Source organism: Acinetobacter sp. AS167 (assembly GCF_037152175.1).
Lineage (GTDB): Bacteria > Pseudomonadota > Gammaproteobacteria > Pseudomonadales > Moraxellaceae > Acinetobacter.
The window spans coordinates 107,000-127,155 of the sequence record NZ_JBBCMP010000010.1; the positions used below are offsets into that span (position 1 = coordinate 107,000).

The 20,156-nt window shown below is 39.5% G+C and carries 16 protein-coding genes and 2 pseudogenes; 2 read left to right on the plus strand and 16 right to left on the minus strand.

Going from position 1 to position 20,156, the window contains the following annotated elements:
• The first annotated feature begins 12 nt into the window (after nucleotides 1-12).
• Nucleotides 13-333, plus strand: coding sequence for a hypothetical protein (locus tag WFN33_RS15725; RefSeq protein ID WP_336953945.1), 321 nt, complete (start codon nucleotides 13-15; stop codon nucleotides 331-333).
• Nucleotides 334-468: 135 nt separating this feature from the next.
• Nucleotides 469-1,344: a LysR family transcriptional regulator gene (locus tag WFN33_RS15730; protein ID WP_336953946.1), complete on the plus strand. Its 876-nt coding sequence runs from the start codon at nucleotides 469-471 to the stop codon at nucleotides 1,342-1,344.
• A gap of 138 nt (nucleotides 1,345-1,482) precedes the next feature.
• Here the strand turns inward: WFN33_RS15730 and WFN33_RS15735 are convergent, their stop codons facing one another.
• From WFN33_RS15735 to WFN33_RS15810, 16 genes and pseudogenes are all read right to left on the minus strand, one after another.
• Nucleotides 1,483-2,640 (minus strand): fimbrial protein, encoded by a 1,158-nt coding sequence (locus tag WFN33_RS15735; protein ID WP_336953947.1) that lies wholly within the window; start codon nucleotides 2,638-2,640, stop codon nucleotides 1,483-1,485.
• A gap of 3 nt (nucleotides 2,641-2,643) precedes the next feature.
• Nucleotides 2,644-5,223, minus strand: coding sequence for a fimbria/pilus outer membrane usher protein (locus WFN33_RS15740; protein WP_336953948.1), 2,580 nt, complete (start codon nucleotides 5,221-5,223; stop codon nucleotides 2,644-2,646).
• Between the two features lie 120 nt (nucleotides 5,224-5,343).
• Nucleotides 5,344-6,054, minus strand: a complete 711-nt coding sequence (locus tag WFN33_RS15745) for a fimbrial biogenesis chaperone (protein WP_336953949.1) — start codon at nucleotides 6,052-6,054, stop codon at nucleotides 5,344-5,346.
• A gap of 31 nt (nucleotides 6,055-6,085) precedes the next feature.
• A complete protein-coding gene (locus WFN33_RS15750; protein WP_336953950.1) occupies nucleotides 6,086-6,697 on the minus strand; it encodes a fimbrial protein in 612 nt (203 codons plus the stop codon).
• 877 nt (nucleotides 6,698-7,574) lie between these two features.
• Nucleotides 7,575-7,825: pseudogene (locus WFN33_RS15755) on the minus strand (transposase); the annotation flags it as partial.
• Between the two features lie 417 nt (nucleotides 7,826-8,242).
• Entirely contained in the window at nucleotides 8,243-10,666 is a 2,424-nt protein-coding gene (locus WFN33_RS15760) for a glucose/quinate/shikimate family membrane-bound PQQ-dependent dehydrogenase (protein WP_336953951.1), read from the minus strand.
• A gap of 16 nt (nucleotides 10,667-10,682) precedes the next feature.
• Nucleotides 10,683-12,008: a carbohydrate porin gene (locus tag WFN33_RS15765; RefSeq protein WP_336953952.1), complete on the minus strand. Its 1,326-nt coding sequence runs from the start codon at nucleotides 12,006-12,008 to the stop codon at nucleotides 10,683-10,685.
• A gap of 17 nt (nucleotides 12,009-12,025) precedes the next feature.
• Nucleotides 12,026-13,486, minus strand: coding sequence for a right-handed parallel beta-helix repeat-containing protein (locus WFN33_RS15770; protein ID WP_419328174.1), 1,461 nt, complete (start codon nucleotides 13,484-13,486; stop codon nucleotides 12,026-12,028).
• Nucleotides 13,487-13,506: 20 nt separating this feature from the next.
• Nucleotides 13,507-14,346 carry a type I 3-dehydroquinate dehydratase gene (gene aroD, locus WFN33_RS15775; RefSeq protein ID WP_336953953.1) on the minus strand — a complete coding sequence of 280 codons (840 nt, stop codon included), beginning with the start codon at nucleotides 14,344-14,346 and terminating at the stop codon, nucleotides 13,507-13,509.
• A 282-nt stretch (nucleotides 14,347-14,628) separates the two neighbouring features.
• Entirely contained in the window at nucleotides 14,629-15,258 is a 630-nt protein-coding gene (pcaG, locus tag WFN33_RS15780) for a protocatechuate 3,4-dioxygenase subunit alpha (RefSeq protein ID WP_336953954.1), read from the minus strand.
• 12 nt (nucleotides 15,259-15,270) lie between these two features.
• On the minus strand, nucleotides 15,271-15,996 hold the full coding sequence (gene pcaH, locus WFN33_RS15785) for a protocatechuate 3,4-dioxygenase subunit beta (RefSeq protein WP_004722139.1): 726 nt from the start codon (nucleotides 15,994-15,996) through the stop codon (nucleotides 15,271-15,273).
• Nucleotides 15,997-16,006: 10 nt separating this feature from the next.
• Complete coding sequence (gene pcaC / locus WFN33_RS15790; RefSeq protein WP_336953955.1) at nucleotides 16,007-16,420, minus strand: 4-carboxymuconolactone decarboxylase; 414 nt, start codon at nucleotides 16,418-16,420, stop codon at nucleotides 16,007-16,009.
• Nucleotides 16,421-16,464: 44 nt separating this feature from the next.
• Nucleotides 16,465-17,817: an MFS transporter gene (locus WFN33_RS15795; protein WP_336953956.1), complete on the minus strand. Its 1,353-nt coding sequence runs from the start codon at nucleotides 17,815-17,817 to the stop codon at nucleotides 16,465-16,467.
• Nucleotides 17,818-17,859: 42 nt separating this feature from the next.
• Nucleotides 17,860-18,639, minus strand: coding sequence for a 3-oxoadipate enol-lactonase (gene pcaD / locus WFN33_RS15800; protein WP_336953960.1), 780 nt, complete (start codon nucleotides 18,637-18,639; stop codon nucleotides 17,860-17,862).
• 8 nt (nucleotides 18,640-18,647) lie between these two features.
• Entirely contained in the window at nucleotides 18,648-20,006 is a 1,359-nt protein-coding gene (gene pcaB, locus WFN33_RS15805; protein WP_336953957.1) for a 3-carboxy-cis,cis-muconate cycloisomerase, read from the minus strand.
• A gap of 8 nt (nucleotides 20,007-20,014) precedes the next feature.
• A pseudogene (locus tag WFN33_RS15810) lies at nucleotides 20,015-20,156 on the minus strand (acetyl-CoA C-acyltransferase); the annotation flags it as partial.

Consider the following 20,156-nt stretch of genomic DNA (forward strand, 5'->3'; position numbering starts at 1 on the left):
AAGAGGAACCAAATGTTTAAACCAGAAATATCATTTAAAACAAGAAAATGGACATGCAAACACTGCGGTTTATTAAAAAACATATCAAAGTTGCAAATCAAAGCCGGAACAGAAGTCTTTTTCAATATTAGGTTTTTCAACAAGAATTTTGATAATACATTAAAAACAATAAGTGGAACTACTTTAGACCGACAGAATAGTTTTCTCACTATTATAGACAAAAAAAATCAAGATATCTATTTTATTGATCAAGCTGAAGTTCAATTAAAATATTTACCTGCACTATTTTTATATAACATGTATGGAAAATGTGTATGTCATAGCAAAAATTGATTTTATTTTACTTTCTTAACACGCAAATATATTGATAATTATCACACAAAGTAATAATATGAATTAGTTTATTTAATAAAGAATTAATATCTATTTACAACCTTCAATTCAGTATGGTTTACCAGGGTTTTTAGTATGATAGAGAGGTTATCACTTAATTCACTAAAGTTTTTTTATTATGTTGCTATCGAAGGAAGTGTCACGATCGCTGCTGAACGATTGTATGTGACACAAAGTGCTGTAAGTCGACAAATTAAAAATTTAGAAGAGTTGTTAAATATTACTTTATTTGAAAGAAAAAATAAGTCTTTGATTCTTACCGCTGAAGGCAAGGTTTTGTTAGATTGCTGTCAAAATGTATTTAATCAACTCGACAATTGTATTATCGGTATTCGCCAACAAAAATATAAAAACAACAACTTAACAGTGTCTTGTGAGGCAACGATTTCAATGAAATGGTTAATTCCAAGAATGATGAAATTTAATGAGTTAGACCTTGGTTTTGGCATCACACTTTTAACTGGTGGTGGTCACTTAGATTTTCAAAATCAAAATATAGACCTTGCCATACGAAGAAATGATTTTGTATGGGCAAATCATCTTTTTAGCGAGAAAATTGCAGATGAATTTATGTTTTTAGTAAATTCCAATCAACAGAACGCCTCTAATTTAATCTTAAGTACCTCAAGACCAAAATTTAAAAACTATTTATTCAAAGCACATCCTGAAATTTCAAAGCTTAATACGATTGAGCTGGACCATTTCTACTTATGTATCGAAGCCTGTTTATCTGGCTTGGGGCAAACTATCGTATCGGGTTTTATGGTTGAACATGAACTGGAACATGATTTTATTCAAGTCGAAAAATATCTAGATTTAGATGATTCAGCATACTACCTACTCTCCTCCACACCGATTGAAGAAGATCATCGAAAAATTATTTTTAGAGATTGGTTAATTAAAGAAATGCAATGCACCCAACAAAACTTGTTTAATAGATTTAGCTTTTAAAATGGCAAGTAATCTAAATATATATAATATTTTAAATAAATCATTTTTAAATTAATTTTCCTCTGGAATATCAAAACCTAATATTGAAATATGATTTTCAATCTTTAGCCCAATACTTTTTTATTACATAAGTTTAAATTATTTGTAATCTATAAATACTGTCGCTTGGGCTTGTACTAGACCTGGTGTCGCTATGCTTGCTGAACGGAAATATCTCGCTTTTAGCGCTTTGGTAAAAGTGGTCGAAGTAGAGCCTGTAGGTACTATGTAAAAAGAACTTTGGCTACCAATCGCCATTGGTGTGTCAGTCGCATCTCGTAATTGCACATCCACATTACTACGGTTTGCTAAAGCAGGATGGTTTGTTAAAATACCCTTATTATTTATATTATTTGGTGTATAGCTATCTGTAATCATTGCCAATAATATTTTATTAGGCATTGTAGTCGTACAGTTTATGCTGACATTAAAATTCTTTTCATTGGCAGTTTGATTACTGCTTAATATGCTGGTGGGTACAGTCGCTAAATTTACGATTTGATTCGACATTGTACAAGTCGGGAGTGTAAAGCTCATCCTTAGGTTTACATATACTTCTGTTGTTCCTGTTTTAGGGACCCCACTTGGCTTGATTGTTGAACCATTATAATCATCAAACTTATAGCTGATTGTACCCAAATGAATTTGAACTATAGCATTATTCAAAGCATCAATCACTGCAGCAGAAGGTTTATAAGTCGAAAGTAATTTAAAATTGAATATTGAGGATCTTACAGCAGCAATCGCTGTTCCAGCATTTGTTGATCCTCTAAAATAAGATTCACCTGCAATTGTCACAGGTGTACCTAAACCAGTATTGGGTAAAATATTATAATCAGTATTCATAGATAATATATTTTGCATCATTGGAGGGCTATGATTACCATCATGCAAATTAAAAGAAATTTTTAAATTATTCATTAACCAAATCTTGGCTGCTGCTAAAGCTGTAGGATCTGTAATTGAACCTATAATTTTAATATCGGGTCCAACTGAAAAAGGACTGTTGCCCACCAAATCTGTCCTGCCTGTTATAGCAGCAAATGTAGAACGTACCGCCACAGATGGAGTGCAACTCAGTAACATAGATTCCGAATCTAAACTATTAATGGCCTGATCATAAGGAAAATTACTAATTGTCCCAACCACTCGATTAAAAGTCACTGAACTAGATGTGTTACAGTTCGCAATAGTCGCAAGTACAGACTGTGATAATGCAAATAATAATGGAACAGAGAACCAAAAAAGCTTATTCATAATTTATTTACACTCCACATCAACAATATTGAAGTTCACTGTGGTTTTTTGTTCGAGTTGCTGTTTAGAAATCGGTGCAATCTGACAGCTTTCATTTTCACTGCTACCCCAGAGCACACGACTGGTATTCATTAATGGCTGTTCTTTGTTAACAATCACTTGATTGCCTGCCCCAAGAATTCCAATTGTATTATTCTCGCTATCTTTAAACTGACTGCCCATTGGCAAATCTTGCCGCTGCGTTGAATGGATACGCAATAGTAAATTACTGGATTTATTGGCTTTAAATTCAACCAACTGCGAACTGTATTTACGCGGAATTACATCGCTCTGATTGGATTCCAATGTCACGTTTGTAGGTAAATTCTTCGGATCCAAAGTAATGGTATTTTTGCTATAGGCGGAGTTAAATGGATAGATAGCGTTACCAAAGCGATCGACTTTTACGCCCCATGCATTTTCCACATTGGCACCCTTGCCATTTTTAGCATGGATGATGGTGTATGTTTCTGGCAAGCTGTTAACAGGGGTTAAGCCATAACGATGTCCAACCACTGCACCCAGTGTTGACAATGAGTACTGTATGCTATGTGAATCAGACGAGATCGTTGACCCAACATTCATCATAGGCAAGAGGTAACTAATATTGCCATTATAACGGGTATTGTTCTGTGCATCGGAAACACCTAAACCAAATGTAATCTCATTATTGGCACCTGCTATACCAGACAAACTTGCATTTGAAGTGACTTGATCATTTTCGTTACGCTGTACACTAGAACTTGCATACATCTTCTGTTTACGCCATTCCAGTGGAATCGAGATAGAAAAAAAAGCGGTGGTGCTGCGTTCATGCTCACGATTAGTGTAATCGGTACGGCTTAAGCCAATATTGTAGCTGGCTTTTTTCCAATTATTACCATAACTTAGGTTATATTGGTAATAATCCTGGTTATCATCCCAATAGGTGTTTCTACGCGCACTCAGGTTTATATTTCCCCACCGAGTATCCGCTAAGGATTTAGAAATACTGATGCCGATATTTTCTTTTAAATTATAGTTATATAAAAAGTTATCATATTCACTTTCAGTTAGTATAGTTCGATTACGCTGAAAGAGGTGTGAAGAAATACTCATGTAATCACGATTATATTTGGCATAATCTGCATATAAATAGAAACTTTGAGGAATCCATGCATAACGATAATTTAAGGCATATTTCGTCCCTTGGTAACTTTTACCAAATAGCTCTGAGTTTGTATGCTCAATGATCGTAGTCACACCACCAATAGGGATATTTAATGCCAACATCCCCAAGCCGCTGGCATAGCCATTGCTGATATTTAAACCAGTACCGAGGGTCAAACTATTAGTCAAACCATAATTAAAACTACCTTGGAATAATTTATCATCGGTGATTTCTGTTCGAGTACGATAACGACCACCCGCAACGCTGTAGTTATAACGTCCTTGGCGAACTAAGTCTTGATTACTTTGCAGAGACACAATAAATGTCCTCTTTTCTCCTCCTGTTTCGGTGATTTCAACAGTTAAATCACCGTTTGCAGCATTGAGATCATTAATTTTAAATGCGCCACGTGGGACTGTACGCTCATAAATTTTCTGTGCATTTTGAAATATCCTCACCACCGCATTGGTGTAGGCGAAGTTTTCAATCACAGGTGCATACTGACGATAAGCCCATGGCAACATGTCTTGTTCAGAGCTGATTTGAGCACCGACGATCGGCAAGTTATCCAGACGATACGTCATGGTATTAAATTGCCCCACACTCAAACGTGAGTTTATTGGAGTAATATCGCGGTAGAGAATATTTTGATCTGAATGGTATTGGCCCAAACCTGAGTTTTTTGACTCAAAAGCACCTGAGTGACGATAAAACCAACCCGCTAAATTTAAACCGCCATTTAAGCCTAAATATTTACTTTCTTGATCTTCATCACGATTGTAGTTAAACGCATAGCCAATAAAACCAGAGTTAACACCATTATTAAATAATTTAGGATTGATATAACCTTCTGGACGTTCCTCACGTAAAGCCTGAGGAATAGATAAAGCCAGTTTTAATTCTGCAAGATTAAAATCTTTGTAGGCATCGGCATCCAATGTTTTCATGGTCAAACAGGGTTTATTCGGCAACGTTGCACGGAAGTTATCTTTTAAATCCAAACGATCAAGCAAGTCTGGTGATAAACATAATACTGCCGATTTCTGTCCATCCAAGTGATCAAAATGCACATTTACAGTGTCCAAAGATTCACCATTTACTGACAAATGAACCAAATACTGACCAGGCGCTACAAAGTTTCGAGAGGTGAAACCACTTAAATCTACATTGGTTTGCTCACCAAACAATGAGGCTGCATTAAACGTAGTAAAGTCATTATTACTAGCCGTTAATTCATTATAGTTCTGAGCAATAAGCTGACTATTATCTTGGGTAATTAAATGACCATCTGTATTTGTATCAGCATGAGAAAATTGCACGTCTTCAGCTGAAGTCTGAACAGTAACAGTTGACATCAACATTAAAAAAAGTTCAGACTTTTTAAAATTCAGCATAGTAATAACCTGCTCATCATTACTGTTTTATTGCTAGCGCCCTATAAAAAAGGCAACAGAACTTCAAAGCTATTTTTCAAATTCTTAGTGAAATTATTAAAAAATGTCTTAATAATAAATTTATTGGATTGTTGTTTCGTATGTTTGTAATGTACCTAAATCATTAAGCACCTCGTAAACGATTTTTTTAGTTGAGGTATCCAGTTTAAAATCTTTCAGAATTACATGAGTAAAAGGTGCCAACATAATAGCTTGGTCTGCTGAGCTAAATGCCTGGTTTTTACCACTTTCAATTTGAACCACAGTCAGATAATAAGGTGTTGGATTATTCATACTTACGTTTTGAGCACCTTGATCATATTTAAACTGCACGCTTTGCTGTGCCAAAAATGCTGTCATGGCTAACTCACTAGGTCGGTAAAATAGTTTTATCCGCGTTCTTACTGTAAAAGATAAATAGTTTTTATCTTTCAGTGCTGGATCATCTGGTGGAATATCCATCATATTGAACCAAAAAATAGATTCACGATCCTGCGGTAATTTTTTAATATCCAAAGGAATAACTCGAATAATCTGACCTTTTCGTGCTTCAACTCGAGTCAATGGTGGATTTAGAATAAAAGGAACTTCACTTGCCTTGGGAATCTTTTCTGAATCCCCAGTATCTATCCACACTTGTACAAGTGATGGAGTGTCAAAGGCATTTCGGAGCTGGACATTTACACTTTTGGATTCAGCTGGGAAAATGATGCGAGTACCATCTATTGAGACACCGGCATAAGCAAATGACATCATCAAGTAAATGAATCCAGCAATTTTTAGGTAACGCATTATTTCCCCCTCTAGCAAACAGATTCAAAAATTAATTGTATTGCAACGTATAGTTGACAACTGCAGTCACGTTTTGTCCACTTACAGTTCCTGTCTTGCTCGCATACTGTGCTTTGTAAAGCATGGTGGCGGTACCACTACCATCCGCTGCAAGCCCTGTAATTGCACTTTTAGCTTGGACACCCCAAGGCTCAGAAAGATTAACAGCAATATCTGCATCTGTTAAAATTTGGATATAAACTGGATTTGCTATAGAAGCACCACCTTCTGTTGCTTTATTCACTAATAAAGTTTTATCAGTGGTGTCTAAGTCAGCTGTAGAAATTGGACTCAGGTATAAACCTTTTAGTGCTTTATTTGTTGATGCGTCGCAATTACCTGTGCCTGCAGCATTTTTTAACTGTAGGCTAAAGTTTTTTCTCGCTGCAGTCATATTGGTCGCAGTAAAGGTTGACTTAAGTACAGTGTCTAAGGTCAAAACTAAATTTTGACTGCCGTTTACTCCAGATCCAGAGCCCGCTAATGTACAAGTTTCATCAGTTATCATACCGTTAATTGTAATTGTTCCGTCTGCTGCAAAAACACTTGAACATGCTAAACTTAAAGCTAGAGTGCCTAATGCTGGCAATGTTAACTTCTTCATTCAATAAACCTCTTTAACTTTTTAAAAAAAATGATAAGACGGTTTTATTATGTCGTGCATATCACGCTTAAAATCGATAGCCACAAAAAATAATACCCCCTACAAAACCACTTTCAATTTATTTTAATCTTCACCTTACACTTATAAATAAAGAACAGTTTAAAATAAATAAACATCCTAGCAAAAATAAATAAATATCACAATATCTCTTATTTCAATTACTTATCACGCAAATAAAAATTAAGAATCATGATTATTTTATTTATTTACTTTAAATAATTCATAAAAACAAAACAATATAAATCAAATAATTTTTCACAATTAAAAATGCTATTTTTATTATATAAAAAGACAAACACAGATATTACAAAATTTATCCTTAAACCAAATATAACAATATCACCCACCTCAATAACACTCAAAACATATGATTAAGCCAAATCACCCAAGATACATTTAAATTAAAAATCAAAATTTATTAATAAAATTCACTCATACTTTCCATTTATTTCAAGTTAAATATTGCTCAATTTTAATAAAAATCCTTCATTAAAATTAATTATCACAGATAAAAAAGACTAATTAAATCGCTATACATTATTATAATTTTCTCGAATTCCTTATAAATTTATGCTTCTAATGATTACTTATTTTAAAAATAAGCTTGGTATTCACTTATTTTTTATGAGCATTTAACGATCAAATGCTCTTTTTTAATGAAAAAAATCTCATTCATATTAAAAATAAGACTTAAATACAGAAATAAACGCTGTTTGAAATACTAGAAACTATTTTTTTCAAGAATAAAGTATAGAAGTTGCAGTTCTTTGGCTTTGTCATACAGAAATTTTTTCAATGTTGTTGAGCAATCTCATCAGCAAAGAAGAATGAGACTTTGAACAAAGCCGTGACCATACCTAAAGACAGACGGAATAAGGATTTCATCATTAAACAACATTAGATCGCTATATCTGAATAGGTTTGATTTCGACCTTGTTTGCCTTGCGGTTGTTCATACCACTGAGTATTGGGATCAAACCAAATGGCAATATTGCCACGATTAATGAGAGCTTGGTTGTATGAAGACCAATTAAGAGTACGGTAAATTTTAGGGCGAGGCTTATTCATTTGAAAATTATAGTATGGAGTCAACCTTTAGAGATAGGATTGCGCAACAAAGCCTATTGAGTGATCAAAGTTTTCTTTATAGTGTATATTAAATTTTTTTTACAAGAAAATCAGAATTTATTTAAAAAATAAGCGTTATTCGAAATTCGTGAAAAACAAATATTGAAGTTGTATTCTCGGTTTAATTCACTCAGATATCGAGCTTTTTGATGATGTTGTGTAGATAACTCTATTTACATTATCGACAGAGGAAATTGCTAAACTCGGTGTCTGTTGCTTCCAACGATGCTTAAGTCAAAAATTATTATTATTTCGATGAGTATACAAATGTATGTCTAAGCTCTTTAAATTTTAAACCCATAAAAAACTGCAACCGTTGAACGATTGCAGTTTTGTTTTTTAACGTTTTACTGCAGCTTATTTCAAACTATAAGCAATCACATAGTCACCATGATCAGGAGATTGCCGAGCACCGCCGGCAGTGATCATCACATATTGTGTGCCTGTTTTTGGTGAAACATAGCTAATAGGTGTTCCTTGGCTACCGACTGGTAAGCGTGATTTCCACAACTCTTGACCTGACGATGAATCCAGCGCGCGTAAGTAGTAATCTTGCGTTGCGGCAAAGAACACTAAGCCACCTTGTGTTGCCATTGGGCCCCCAATCGTTGGCATACCAATTGGTACCTTTAAGCCCATTTTTATGCCCATTGGTCCAGTATCTTCAACCGTTCCCATTGGAACTTGCCAAGCAATCTGGCGCGTTTTCATATCGATGGCGGTCATAGTACCGTATGGTGGTTTTTGACATGGAATATTTAACTTAGACCAAAAACGATCTTTATTGACTTTATACGGCGTACCTTTCATGGGTACAGCGCCCATGCCTGTATTGACTTTCTCGCCACCACTTGCCTGAATTGCTAAATCTTCAGGTGTCTGCTCAATCAACTGAATCCATAAACCTAAACGCATGTCGTTGACGAACATGTATTGATGACTTGGATCAAAGGCGATACTGCCCCAGTTCATGCCACCTAAAGAGCCTGGGAAGCTTAAAGATTTGTCTTTACCTGGTGCTGTATATAAGCCTTCATAACGCATGGTTTTAAATCCAATACGGCACATTAGTTGGTCAAATGGTGTAGCCCCCCACATATCCGATTCAGTCAAAGTTTGATTACCAATTTGTGGCATTTCAACTGAACGTGGTTGCGTCGGGCTATATTGTTCACCGGGAATATCGGCAGCCTTCACTGACTGTTCGATCACTTTGGTTAAAGGTTTACCTGTTAAGCGATCCAATACAAAGAATTGTCCAGATTTGGTTCCAATCACCACGGCTGGTTGATTAGTCCCATTTTTCGCAGGGAAATCAACCAAACTTGGTTGCATTGGTAAATCAAAATCCCATAAGTCATTATGAACGGTTTGATAAACCCACTTTTCTTTACCTGTGGTTGCATCTAAAGCCAATACAGATGAATTGTATTTATGATCCAAAGGTTGACGATTGCCCCCCCAAACATCCACTGAAGAGCTCCCCATTGGTAAAAATACCGTGTTCATCTTAGGGTCATATGACATTGCAGCCCAAGAGTTTGCTGAACTGCGTTTATAGGTTTCACCTTCTTTTAACACATAGTTTGGATCAGGATTACGTGGATCAAATGCCCAGCGCAATTGACCTGTGATCACATCATAAGCACGAATCACCCCACCTGGCATATCTGCGGCAAGGTTATCTGCAATACGACTACCAACCACAATCACTGTGCCCGCAATAGTCGGAGCGGAGGTCACTTCAAAACGTGGCGCGGTGGTTCCTTCACCCAAACCTTTAAGTAAATCAACCGTCCCATCAACACCAAAATCTTTACAACGTTCACCTGTGTCTGCATTGACCGCAATTAAGCGTCCATCAGGTGTGTTGGTATAAACACGGCGTAAGCAAGCGGTATTGTTTGCCACAGCTTGGACAGGTGTTGCACCCGCCAAAGTCGGTTGACTTAAAGGTTGAGTTGAATCGAAGTAGGCAACCCCACGACATCGTTCCCATGCATCTGATTTCGAGTTGACCTCTGCTTTCCACAGTTGTTTACCCGAATCTGCATCTAAAGCAAAAATATTGTTATGTGGCGTACATAAGAAAATCTTATTACCCACCTGTAACGGGGTCATTTGATCTTCTGCCCCATTACCTGAGCCTGTGGTAAAATCACCAGTACGAAAACGCCACGCTTCTTTTAATTGATGAACATTGTCGCGGGTGATTTGGTCGAGTGCGGCAAAACGACTGCCCCCAGCATCCTGACCATAGTGTTGCCAATTGCTTTGTTTCATATCGGTTTTAACAGGAACTAATGGCAATTCTTGACCTGATGCCGCCACCGTTGGATGCGGTTGGAACATTTGATAAAGTCCAATCAACATACCAAGAACCGTAACTACCCCTAAGCCATACGCAGGTAAGCTTGCACTCGGTTGAAACTGGTAGCGACGAATTGCGGGTAGGCTAAACATCAATGCAGCAAAGAGACCTGCTGGAAACATTAGTCTCGAAAATAAAGGCCAAAACTCCCAACCCGCATCTAGCAATGACCAAATGATGGTTCCCACAAAAACTAAGCTAAATAGCCAGACTCCCAGTGTTTTTTTCTTAAAAATAAAAATGGCTGATGCAAGCGTCAACACACCAGAAATCACGAAATACCATGATCCTCCGAGTGTCACTAATTTTGCACCGCCAACGGTAAAGAATAGCCCTGTCAGTAGCAAAGCCAAACCTAATATAAAACACCATATTTTTAATACGGTATGAGAGCTTGTAGACTTAGTCATAGGTCATACTCCTAGATTAGAAATTCACACGCATGCTCAAACCTGCAACCCATGCATCATCCACTTCTTTTACACCCGCAGGCTGATGGATATATTGTAGGTTCGGTCGTAACATGACCGCAGGTGACCATTGGTAGGTGTAGTTCAATTCAACATTGAGTTCATCACGTTGAACGGGCACATAATCTGCCGCAAACATGTCGTATTGGTCATAGCCACGGCTACTATTGGTTTCAATTTGGCGATTTTTATAACGATCATTGACTATATAGTTTGCTACACCAAATCCGATTGAATCATTTGGACGACTGTCAAAAGGCCCTTTATACCAAAGTGCAAGTTGTTGCGTACTTTGTACTGCGGTGGTGGCTTTATCATTAACAACGGCGTTAAAGCTTAGGAACAAACCACGTTTTGGATCCTGCCCTTTTTGGCTGAGTTGTTGTTGTGCATTAATCCAAAAACTATGTTTGCTATCATGTACCTTTCCAGCGATCGCGATATCATTGGCTTCAGCGGTCGAGTAAAGTGCACCAACTTTATACTCGCCTGCTAAACCATCAAATGCTGCTAGTTTTGGTCTCCATGCCAGTTCTACTGGAATAATGGCACCTTTGACATTATTCATATCCAAGTTAAAACCATCATTTTTGCCAGTTTTAATATTGTCAGGATTCACCTCATAAACACCAACACCCAATGTCCACTCAGGTGCGAATTGGTATTTGACATTGGTTCCCCATAAGCCTACGGGTGAGTTGTACCAAATTGAGCCAATGGATTTGCCAAGTTGCCCACCACAAAGTAATAAGTTTTGGAACTCACATTGTGAACCATTAAAGTCATCTGACATGCCCATACGTCCAACCTTGAATTGAACGGTATTGTCAGCAAAACCTTTTTTTACCCATGCTTGGGTTAAACGCCAAATTTTGCCGCGTCCATAAATTTCTTGTGAATTGCCTAAAGCGCTAGAACGAGGGTCTTTGATACGCTCCAAAGTTAAAGCGTTACCGTCACGTTTGGTAATTAAAATATTGGCGGTGGTGTCTTTCCAGCCTGCAATTTTATTTAAATCAAAGTTTACGCCTAAAGCCAGTTGTGCTGCGTTTTCAAAGCTGTTGTCATCGTTATAGCCACCATCTAAATTGGTCGCAGCTTGACTCATGATCGAAGCGGTAAATTTATAACCATCTTTTTCCAGTTGTTGGCGTTGTCCATTCCAATCGCCCAATAACCATTGGCGATCTTGTGACCAGCCTTGCTCAGCAAAACTGCTCTGAGCCGTACAAACTGCAACTACCAAGCAACTAAGTTTAAGAGATAAAGAATTTGTACTCATATTAAGCATCCTTACTTTTATTTAAGTTTTAGCGCTGAGCTAAGTTCAGATGTTGCACCTAAACGATCTGTGATACTGGCGGTGATCGATGCAACTTTCACTGTCGGTTTCCAAGTAACGGTTGCTGTGCCTTGAGCATTGGTTGCAACAGTGCTTGAGCCTAAATAAAACTCGGCTTCATGTGCGCTTGCTTGTGAGTTTCCAAAAAATTCAACTTGGTAACGTTGGTTCGGTTGTCCTTTTACCTCTACCGCAATTTGACCTTTTGCTAAGGTCAATTTAGGTGCTTGAATATTTTGATTCGGTTGGGCATTACAGCCTTGTTCATTGGGTTGCTGGCAGGTCTTTTGTAAGTTTGCTGGGTCAATTTTCACGCCATGCCCCCGTGAACCGACAAAGTGCGCATGTTCTAATCCCGGAATATCAAAAATGATTGCACCTAAACGTTGATTGGGCACACAGCTCCCACCCGCTTCACAGCGTTTGATGTCTTTGCCATTATTCCAAATTTGGTTTTTGGTTAATGTGATACGCGCATTGGCATCTTTTTCTGAACGAATGGCAACCCCAACACGATTGCCATGGACTTTATTGCTGTCAAAAATATTGCCATCACCCGTGAGGTTAAAGCCGTTGGAATTATTGGTCAGTTCGTTATAGGCAATATAATTGCGTTTGCCCCAGTTGATCTGTAAGCCATCTGAATAGTTTTCAAACTTGTTGCCAATCACTGCATTGTCATTGCCCCATAGAATTTCAATGCCTTGTGATGGCTCTGGGTTTGCAGTGGTTGAAATAAAGTGGTTATTGGCAACCAAGTTAAATGCCGCACCACGAGTTAATTCAAGTCCATCACCATTGTCTTGGAAATAGTTATTTAACACTTTGTTGTTATTGGTGGTGGTCGCAGTCGGATTACCTTTACCATCATCCCCTGTCAACATCACCCCTGCACCGCCATAGTTGTGCATAATACGGTTATTTTGGATCAGGTTATTGCTTGCACGGTTCATCAATATCCCAATACAAAAACGACGAATCTCTAGTCCTTGAATGCTCACCCCGTTGATGTCACGTAACACAATACCCGGTAAAGTTGTGGTACGAACATTGGTTCCGAACTGCCCTTCGACAGCACCCGGACAAGCTTCTACGCCTGTACCTTTAATATAATTTGAGCCATCAATCGCAATAAACTCACCTGTTTTTGCCCATTGTGTACCCATGATTTTTACAGGTGCTTTAATTTCTGGCAGTGGACTGTTGACCTTAATCACATACGGTGCTTGCCCAACTGCTTGAATCAAAATCTCACTAGCTTCACTCGGTTTGCTGTTGGCTTGTTCAATCGCCCAACGTAATGAGCCTTTTTCTGTATCATCTTGATAGCGATCTACTACATAGCTTTCTGCCATTGTTAAACTAGAAACCGCTAAGCCAAGTGCCAATGTGGTTAAACGTAACGAAATCATTTTCATGTCTAAAAAATCCTTTTAAATTATGGTGTAGGTTGAACTACTTTTAATAACTGTTTAAGTTGGGTCACATCAATTTGGCCAGGCGCAGAAGCTTCACCGATCATGCCAAAACTAAAGCTGCCCCCCATATTGGCGGTAGCAATGCGAGAAACCGTTCCGAGTTTACCCATCGACATCGTCAGCAATGGTTTTTTAGATTGTTGACTGACTTTTAAGGTTGCATTCATTAAGGTAAATACATCTTGTTTGCTTTGTGGCATTACTGCGATTTTAAGAATATCTGCACCAAGCTGATCTTGTTTAAGCAAACGTTGCACGATCTCAGCTTCTGGAGGTGTTTGTTTAAAATCATGATTGGACATCACAATCAATACTTTTTGTTGATGGGCCAATTGAACAGTGCTTTTTACCACTTGCTGATCTCGAAACATTTCAACATCCAGCATGTCCATAAAGGGCTGGCGTAAGTAGGCTTGATAGGTTTTGCCATAATCCGCATCACTTATGGTCAACTGCCCCCCTTCATTATGAGTACGAATGGTCGCAATCATGGGCTTAGAACCCAGAATCTGTTTAAGGTCATGACCCAATGCAATCACTTGTTTGGTGTTATTGGCAAAGTTGAGGAGATCTATGCGGAACTCAGCCAAATCGGCATCTGGATTATTGGCAATGATTTTTGCTTGTGCTAAGGCCTGCTCTTTGGTTTTTGCTGTAATCGGGACAATGGTTTTTACTGGGAGTTTTGCCAGTTCTGCAAGTTCAACTGGGCTTTGTGAAACAGGTTGCGCCTGTGTCATTTGAAAGGTAAATATGGAGCTAAGTGCAAGCGTCAATGCTGCAAGTTTTTGTAGTTTCATTTTTTCATCTTCCTTAATAGATTTGTTTTGGTTTTTTGGAGTCTTACCAAGTTTCCATTTAATGACAGGATAAACCTTCGGTTCGACCTCCTTTTCTTTCGGAAAAAGGAGAAGTGAAGCTTCGCAAGAAAACCATCTTGCGGAGCCTTACCCCTCACCACAAAACCTGTTCAATCCTTTTAACTATCCTGTTTATCGCAGATAACAATATCTTGTTGATCCAACGAAGGTTACGGATAATGTTTCCAAGTATCTAATTTGATCCTAAATTTTTTAGGCGCGTTAAATATCAAAAAATACGGTTTCGTCTTCACCTTGAATGCGAATATCAAAGCGATACACGATTTCACCATCTTCTTCACTGCGTTTTGCAATCAGAGTTTGGCGGCGGACTGCCCACTCAATGCTGTTCAGTACCGCATCATTGGCATTGGCTTCAACTTCATCGTCAAAATAAATACGGGTATTCAAACCAATGTTTATCCCACGGGCAAATAACACGACTGCAATATGCGGTGCTTGAGTCGTACCTTTACGCCCTGCCACAGCACCCGGTTTAATGGTGTCAAAACTCCAAAAACCTGTTTCAAAATTTGCGCCTGTACGTCCCCAGCCCTGAAAATGCGCATCCGCTGTTTTGCCTTGGGTATCTGCCCGACTTGGATAAACCCCATTGGCATCGGCTTGCCAGATTTCCAATAAGACATCTCGTAATGGTAAACCCAGCCCATCAAACACTTGACCTTCAATACGGATACGTTGGCCTTGGGTATGTTCCTTCACCAACTGGTTATCGAAGCTATGTTCAAACACTTCAATATTGGCTTGTTGTGGCAATAAACCAATATGCACATAAGGACCACCTGTTTGTGATGGGGTTTCCTTAATTTCCTGAAAATTCCATGCATTCATTGTGTGAGTTCCTCAAGTCAAATCATTTTCAAAATAAGTCGCACGACGACCACGCAGATGAATATCAAAGCGGTAACAACGACTATCTGATTCAATGAAATTGTTTTTATCTTCTAATGCGATCAAGGCACGACGCTGATCTTCAGATGGAATGGTTTTTAAAATCGGACAAGTATCTATCAGGGTATCGCCCTCAAAATAGAACTGTGAAATTAAACGTTGTGCCCAACCATCTGCTATTAATGAAAAATGGATATGTGCGGGACGCCATTCATTGATTCGGTTACGCCACGGATATGGACCCGGTTTAATGGTACGAAAAATATAAAAACCATTTTCATCGGTTAAGGTACGACCACAGCCACCAAAGTTAGGATCCATTGCGCCAATAAATTTATCATTTGGATGGCGATAACGACCCGATGCGTTGGCTTGCCAAACTTCCAATAAGGCATTTTTCACAGGGCGACCAAACTGGTCACGCACATAACCATGCACAATAATTCGCTCACCGACAGGGAGCCCTTCTTTGGCATAGTTCAAAATCAAATCATTGTCTTTTGCACCAAAAATTTCAGGTGAAAAATGCGGTGAAGTTACTTCAGTTAATGTTTCATTAATCGAGATCAATGCATTTTTTGGCGAGCGTAATACACTGGTTTTATAGCCAGGTGTATATGCTGGCGGGTGATCTTCTGTATTTCGTTGCGGATACGCACCCAATGTATGACTTAACATGCCTATCTCCTTAATCCTGTTGTTGTGCAGCGACAGGTTGCACTTCTATTCCGAGTTCTTTAAAAACATCTTCAGCCATGTGCATTGCAGCATTTGCGGCTGGCAGTCCTGCATACAATGAGCTGTGTAAAATCAGTTCTTTGAGTTCGTCCTTGGTAACACCATTGTTAAAGCAAGCACGGAGATGCATTCTGAGTTCATCTTCTCGTCCCAATGCCAACAGAATAGCAATGGTGACTAAACTGCGGGTATGACGTGGTAAACCTTCACGTGACCACACCTCCCCCCAAGCAAAACGGCTAATAAAGTTTTGAAAATCTTGGTTAAAGTCATTCAAATTTTCTAAAGAACGACCGACATGTTTTTCACCCAATACTTCGGTGCGAACCTTTAGCCCTTGTTGGTAACGTTGTTCATCATTCATTGAAATTGTCCCCCCTTTGTGATCTTATTTCTGATCTGAGAAAGTTAGGTTGCATCGGTATGCGCCACTAAGGATTTAACAAAAATTGCCACAGCCGCAGCGGTTGCAGGAATCATCAATAAGCTTAAGATCGCGGTAAAAGACCAATCATTGCCCAACAAAACAGCACCAATCCAAGCCCCAAACACTGCGCCAAAACGACCAATCCCTGTCATCCATGCCACACCAGTTGCACGACATTGAGTAGGGTAAAAACGGGCACTTAACGCTGGCATTGCAGACTGTGCCCCATTGATTGCCACACCCGCACATAACACCAGAATTGCCAATAAGGTTGGGTTACTGAGACTTTGACCTACGGCAACAGCAAATAAGCCTGCAATAAAATAGAATGCTGAGATAATGCGGTTAGGGTTAAAACGATCCATTGCCCAACCAATAAATAACGCACTCAATACACCACCAAACTGGAACAGACCGCCGATAAATGCTGCGCGTTCCATGGTTGCGCCCGTTTCACGCATCAAGGTTGGTAACCAACTGGTCAGTAGATAAATCACGACCAAGCCCATAAAGTAGGTTGACCATAACAATACGGTGCCTTTGGCAAATTTTTGAGAAAACAACATGCCAAATACATTTTTCTTTTGTGCTACAGCAGACTGTTCATCTGGGATATAAAAACTGTCAGCAAGCTGTACTTTTTCAGGAGCAATATGACTTAGGATTTTGCGAACTTTTACAGCATCTCGCCCCTTAACAATCAAGAAGCGATATGACTCAGGTAACAGCACAATCACCAATACCATTAGGATTAAAGGTGAAATACCGCCTAGCAAGAATAAGCTGTGCCAACCAAAGGTAGGAATTAGCCAACTACTGACAAAACCACCTGTTGCCATACCTAAGTTATAGCCACAAAACATACAGGTCACGAGCAGTGAACGAACACGGTTCGGACAGTATTCGGAAAACAATGTGGTGGCATTTGGCATTGCTGCGCCTAGACCAATACCCGTTAAAAAGCGCAGTACAACCAAACTGTCTAAGTTTGGGGCATAGGCGGATGCCAAGGTAAAGCCACCAAAGATCAACATTGAAATGGTTAATACAATCTTGCGTCCAAAACGATCCGCAGTAGGTCCTGAAACCAACGCACCAATGATCATTCCACCCAGTGCTGCACTCATCACAGGTCCAAGTTGAGAGCGATCAATCCCCCAATCTTGTGCTAAAGCAGGGGCAATAAAACCCATTGCAGCAGTATCGATTCCATCAACAAATACAATGAGAAAACAAATAATTGCAATCATCCATTGATACTTGCTGATTGGTGCATCATTAATGAGTGCCTGAGCATCCATACTATTTTTTGGGGCAGCAAATTCCTGTGCCATAGTTGCCTCCTTGTAGGCGAATTCCTTTCTAACCCTAGACGGTTATATGTTCTGAATAAACTTGGACAATGCCTGATTGAACACTTGTGGTTGTTCAATATTGGACAAATGAGAAGCCGCCAAGATTTCAAGTTGACTGTTTGGAATGAATTGATGCATAAATTCTGCATCTTGAACCGTCGTTATAGGGTCATATTGACCTGCGATAATTAAAGTTGGGATTTGAATTTGATTGAGCTGATCTCGAACATCGGCATCTGCCAATGCTCGACACGCATTGGCATAGCCTTGTGCAGGTGTCACCGCTAAACTTTGAATGGTTTTTTGAGCAAGAACATCATGTGCATAATCAAAATGCTCACTAAACCAGCGGGTATGTGTAGTTTTGACAATTTCAGCCAATCCTTGTTGTTCAACGCTATCGGCACGGACTTTCCACGCCTCGGCTGTGCCGATTTTGGCTGCTGAGTTTGCAACAGTAATGCTATAAAAACGCTCAGGATATTCAATCGCCAGTGTGAGTGCTGTAATACCACCCATTGAAATTCCACAAAAATGGGTTTTTTCAATGTGCAAGCTATCTAAGATATCAATCACATCTTCAGCAAAGTTATGCAATGTTCCATTGGCAATCACATCACTTAATCCATGCCCACGGGTATCATAAGTAACGATTTGATAGTGTTGCGCCAAAGCATCTACTTGAACTTGCCACATACCATGATCAGTTCCCAATGAGTTAGAAAACACGATCACTGCTGCATCTTTTAAGCCTTGGACTTGAACGGCAAGTTGATGTCCTTGACGGTTCTTAATTTTCATACTGGTTTTCATGATTCAGACACTCCTTGTGCTGCTTGTAGTACTGCATCAATTTGTGCCTGAATATTGCCCAAGTAAGATGCTGGTTTAAAAATCTCATCTAGGGCTTGTGAACTTAGATGAACATTCACCTCAGTCATTTCTGACAACACTGTTTTTAAATGCTGCTGTTGCGCGAGGGCTTGCTGACAAGCTTGTTCGACCAAATGATGCGCATTTAATCGGCCAATTTTGGGTGCCAGTGCCATCATTGCTGCTTCTGCCATGATCAAACCCTGAGTACACTCAAGGTTACGCTGCATGGCTTGTGCATCGACTTGCATATGTTCAAGCACATCCGTAGTGCGTTCTAAAGCCCCTGCACATAACTGGAAAATTTCAGGAATCACTAACCATTCTGCATGCCAAGTGCCTAAAGCACGTTCATGTTCTTGCAACATGTTTTGGTAGGCACTTGCCATTAATGCAGGGACACGGTTGGCTGCTGCAAGTACGCAAGCGGCTGCAACTGGATTACGTTTATGTGGCATGGTGGATGAGCCACCACGACCTTTTGCAGTGGGTTCAAAAACTTCAGCAATTTCAGTTTGCATCAGCAAAGACCAGTCTTTTGCCATTTTGCCGACATTACCCACAATCAGGGCAAGTACACTGGCAATTTCAACGATGCGGTCACGTTCACCGTGCCATGTACACTCAGGTGAAGTTAAATTCAATGCCGCGGCATAGGCTTTAACTACGGCTGAACCTTGATCTTGTAACGATGCCAATGAACCCACAGCCCCACCGAGTTGAGCGGTAAGCACTCGGCTTTTCATCTCGTGTAGACGGTCTAGATCACGTTTAAATGCTGCAGCCCAACGTGCAAACTTATGCCCTAATGTGATCGGTAAGGCTTGCTGTAACCAAGTCCGTCCAATCATGACTTGGGCACGATATTGTTGTGCTTGGTCTAATGAAACTTGATAAGCTTGTTGTAATTGTTTTTCGATCAGCCCTAATGCATCACGGCATTGCAGAATCGTGGCTGTATCGATAATGTCTTGGCTGGTTGCGCCCCAATGCACATAACGTGCTGTGTCATCATCGTATTGTTTTACAATCGCAGTAAATTGCTTTACGAAAGGAATCGCAATATTTCCCGCAAGTGCTGTAGCAGTTGCCAGTGCTTGAAAATCAATTTTTGCTAGGGCTTGTTGTCCAACTTGTTCAATGATGGTAGCAGCAGATAGTGGAATCACCTCCACTTGTGCTTGTGCTTTTGCCAAAGCCACTTCAGCTTGGATCATGTAACCTAATAAGGCATGATCGCTAAAGATTGCTGTGACATCAGGCTGATAAAATAAGCTGGCGTATAACTGGCTCATCGGATACCTCACTCAACACGTTGAATAATGAGCGCGATGCCTTGCCCGACACCGATACACATTGAACATAAGGCATATTGCCCCTTGATCTGTTCAAGCTGATTTAGGGCAGTGGTCACCAGTCTGGCACCTGATGCGCCCAAAGGATGA

Excerpts from the sequence above, each read along its gene's own strand:
- aroD (WP_336953953.1), bottom strand. The coding sequence starts at position 14,346 with ATGAAACTACAAAAACTTGCAGCATTGACGCTTGCACTTAGCTCCATA.
- WFN33_RS15740 (WP_336953948.1), bottom strand. The coding sequence starts at position 5,223 with ATGCTGAATTTTAAAAAGTCTGAACTTTTTTTAATGTTGATGTCAACT.
- WFN33_RS15770 (WP_419328174.1), bottom strand. The coding sequence starts at position 13,486 with ATGAAAATGATTTCGTTACGTTTAACCACATTGGCACTTGGCTTAGCG.
- WFN33_RS15725 (WP_336953945.1), top strand. The coding sequence starts at position 13 with ATGTTTAAACCAGAAATATCATTTAAAACAAGAAAATGGACATGCAAA.
- WFN33_RS15750 (WP_336953950.1), bottom strand. The coding sequence starts at position 6,697 with ATGAAGAAGTTAACATTGCCAGCATTAGGCACTCTAGCTTTAAGTTTA.
- WFN33_RS15745 (WP_336953949.1), bottom strand. The coding sequence starts at position 6,054 with ATGCGTTACCTAAAAATTGCTGGATTCATTTACTTGATGATGTCATTT.
- pcaG (WP_336953954.1), bottom strand. The coding sequence starts at position 15,258 with ATGAATGCATGGAATTTTCAGGAAATTAAGGAAACCCCATCACAAACA.
- pcaC (WP_336953955.1), bottom strand. The coding sequence starts at position 16,420 with ATGAATGATGAACAACGTTACCAACAAGGGCTAAAGGTTCGCACCGAA.
- WFN33_RS15795 (WP_336953956.1), bottom strand. The coding sequence starts at position 17,817 with ATGGCACAGGAATTTGCTGCCCCAAAAAATAGTATGGATGCTCAGGCA.
- WFN33_RS15730 (WP_336953946.1), top strand. The coding sequence starts at position 469 with ATGATAGAGAGGTTATCACTTAATTCACTAAAGTTTTTTTATTATGTT.
- pcaB (WP_336953957.1), bottom strand. The coding sequence starts at position 20,006 with ATGAGCCAGTTATACGCCAGCTTATTTTATCAGCCTGATGTCACAGCA.
- WFN33_RS15765 (WP_336953952.1), bottom strand. The coding sequence starts at position 12,008 with ATGAGTACAAATTCTTTATCTCTTAAACTTAGTTGCTTGGTAGTTGCA.
- pcaD (WP_336953960.1), bottom strand. The coding sequence starts at position 18,639 with ATGAAAATTAAGAACCGTCAAGGACATCAACTTGCCGTTCAAGTCCAA.
- WFN33_RS15760 (WP_336953951.1), bottom strand. The coding sequence starts at position 10,666 with ATGACTAAGTCTACAAGCTCTCATACCGTATTAAAAATATGGTGTTTT.
- pcaH (WP_004722139.1), bottom strand. The coding sequence starts at position 15,996 with ATGTTAAGTCATACATTGGGTGCGTATCCGCAACGAAATACAGAAGAT.
- WFN33_RS15735 (WP_336953947.1), bottom strand. The coding sequence starts at position 2,640 with ATGAATAAGCTTTTTTGGTTCTCTGTTCCATTATTATTTGCATTATCA.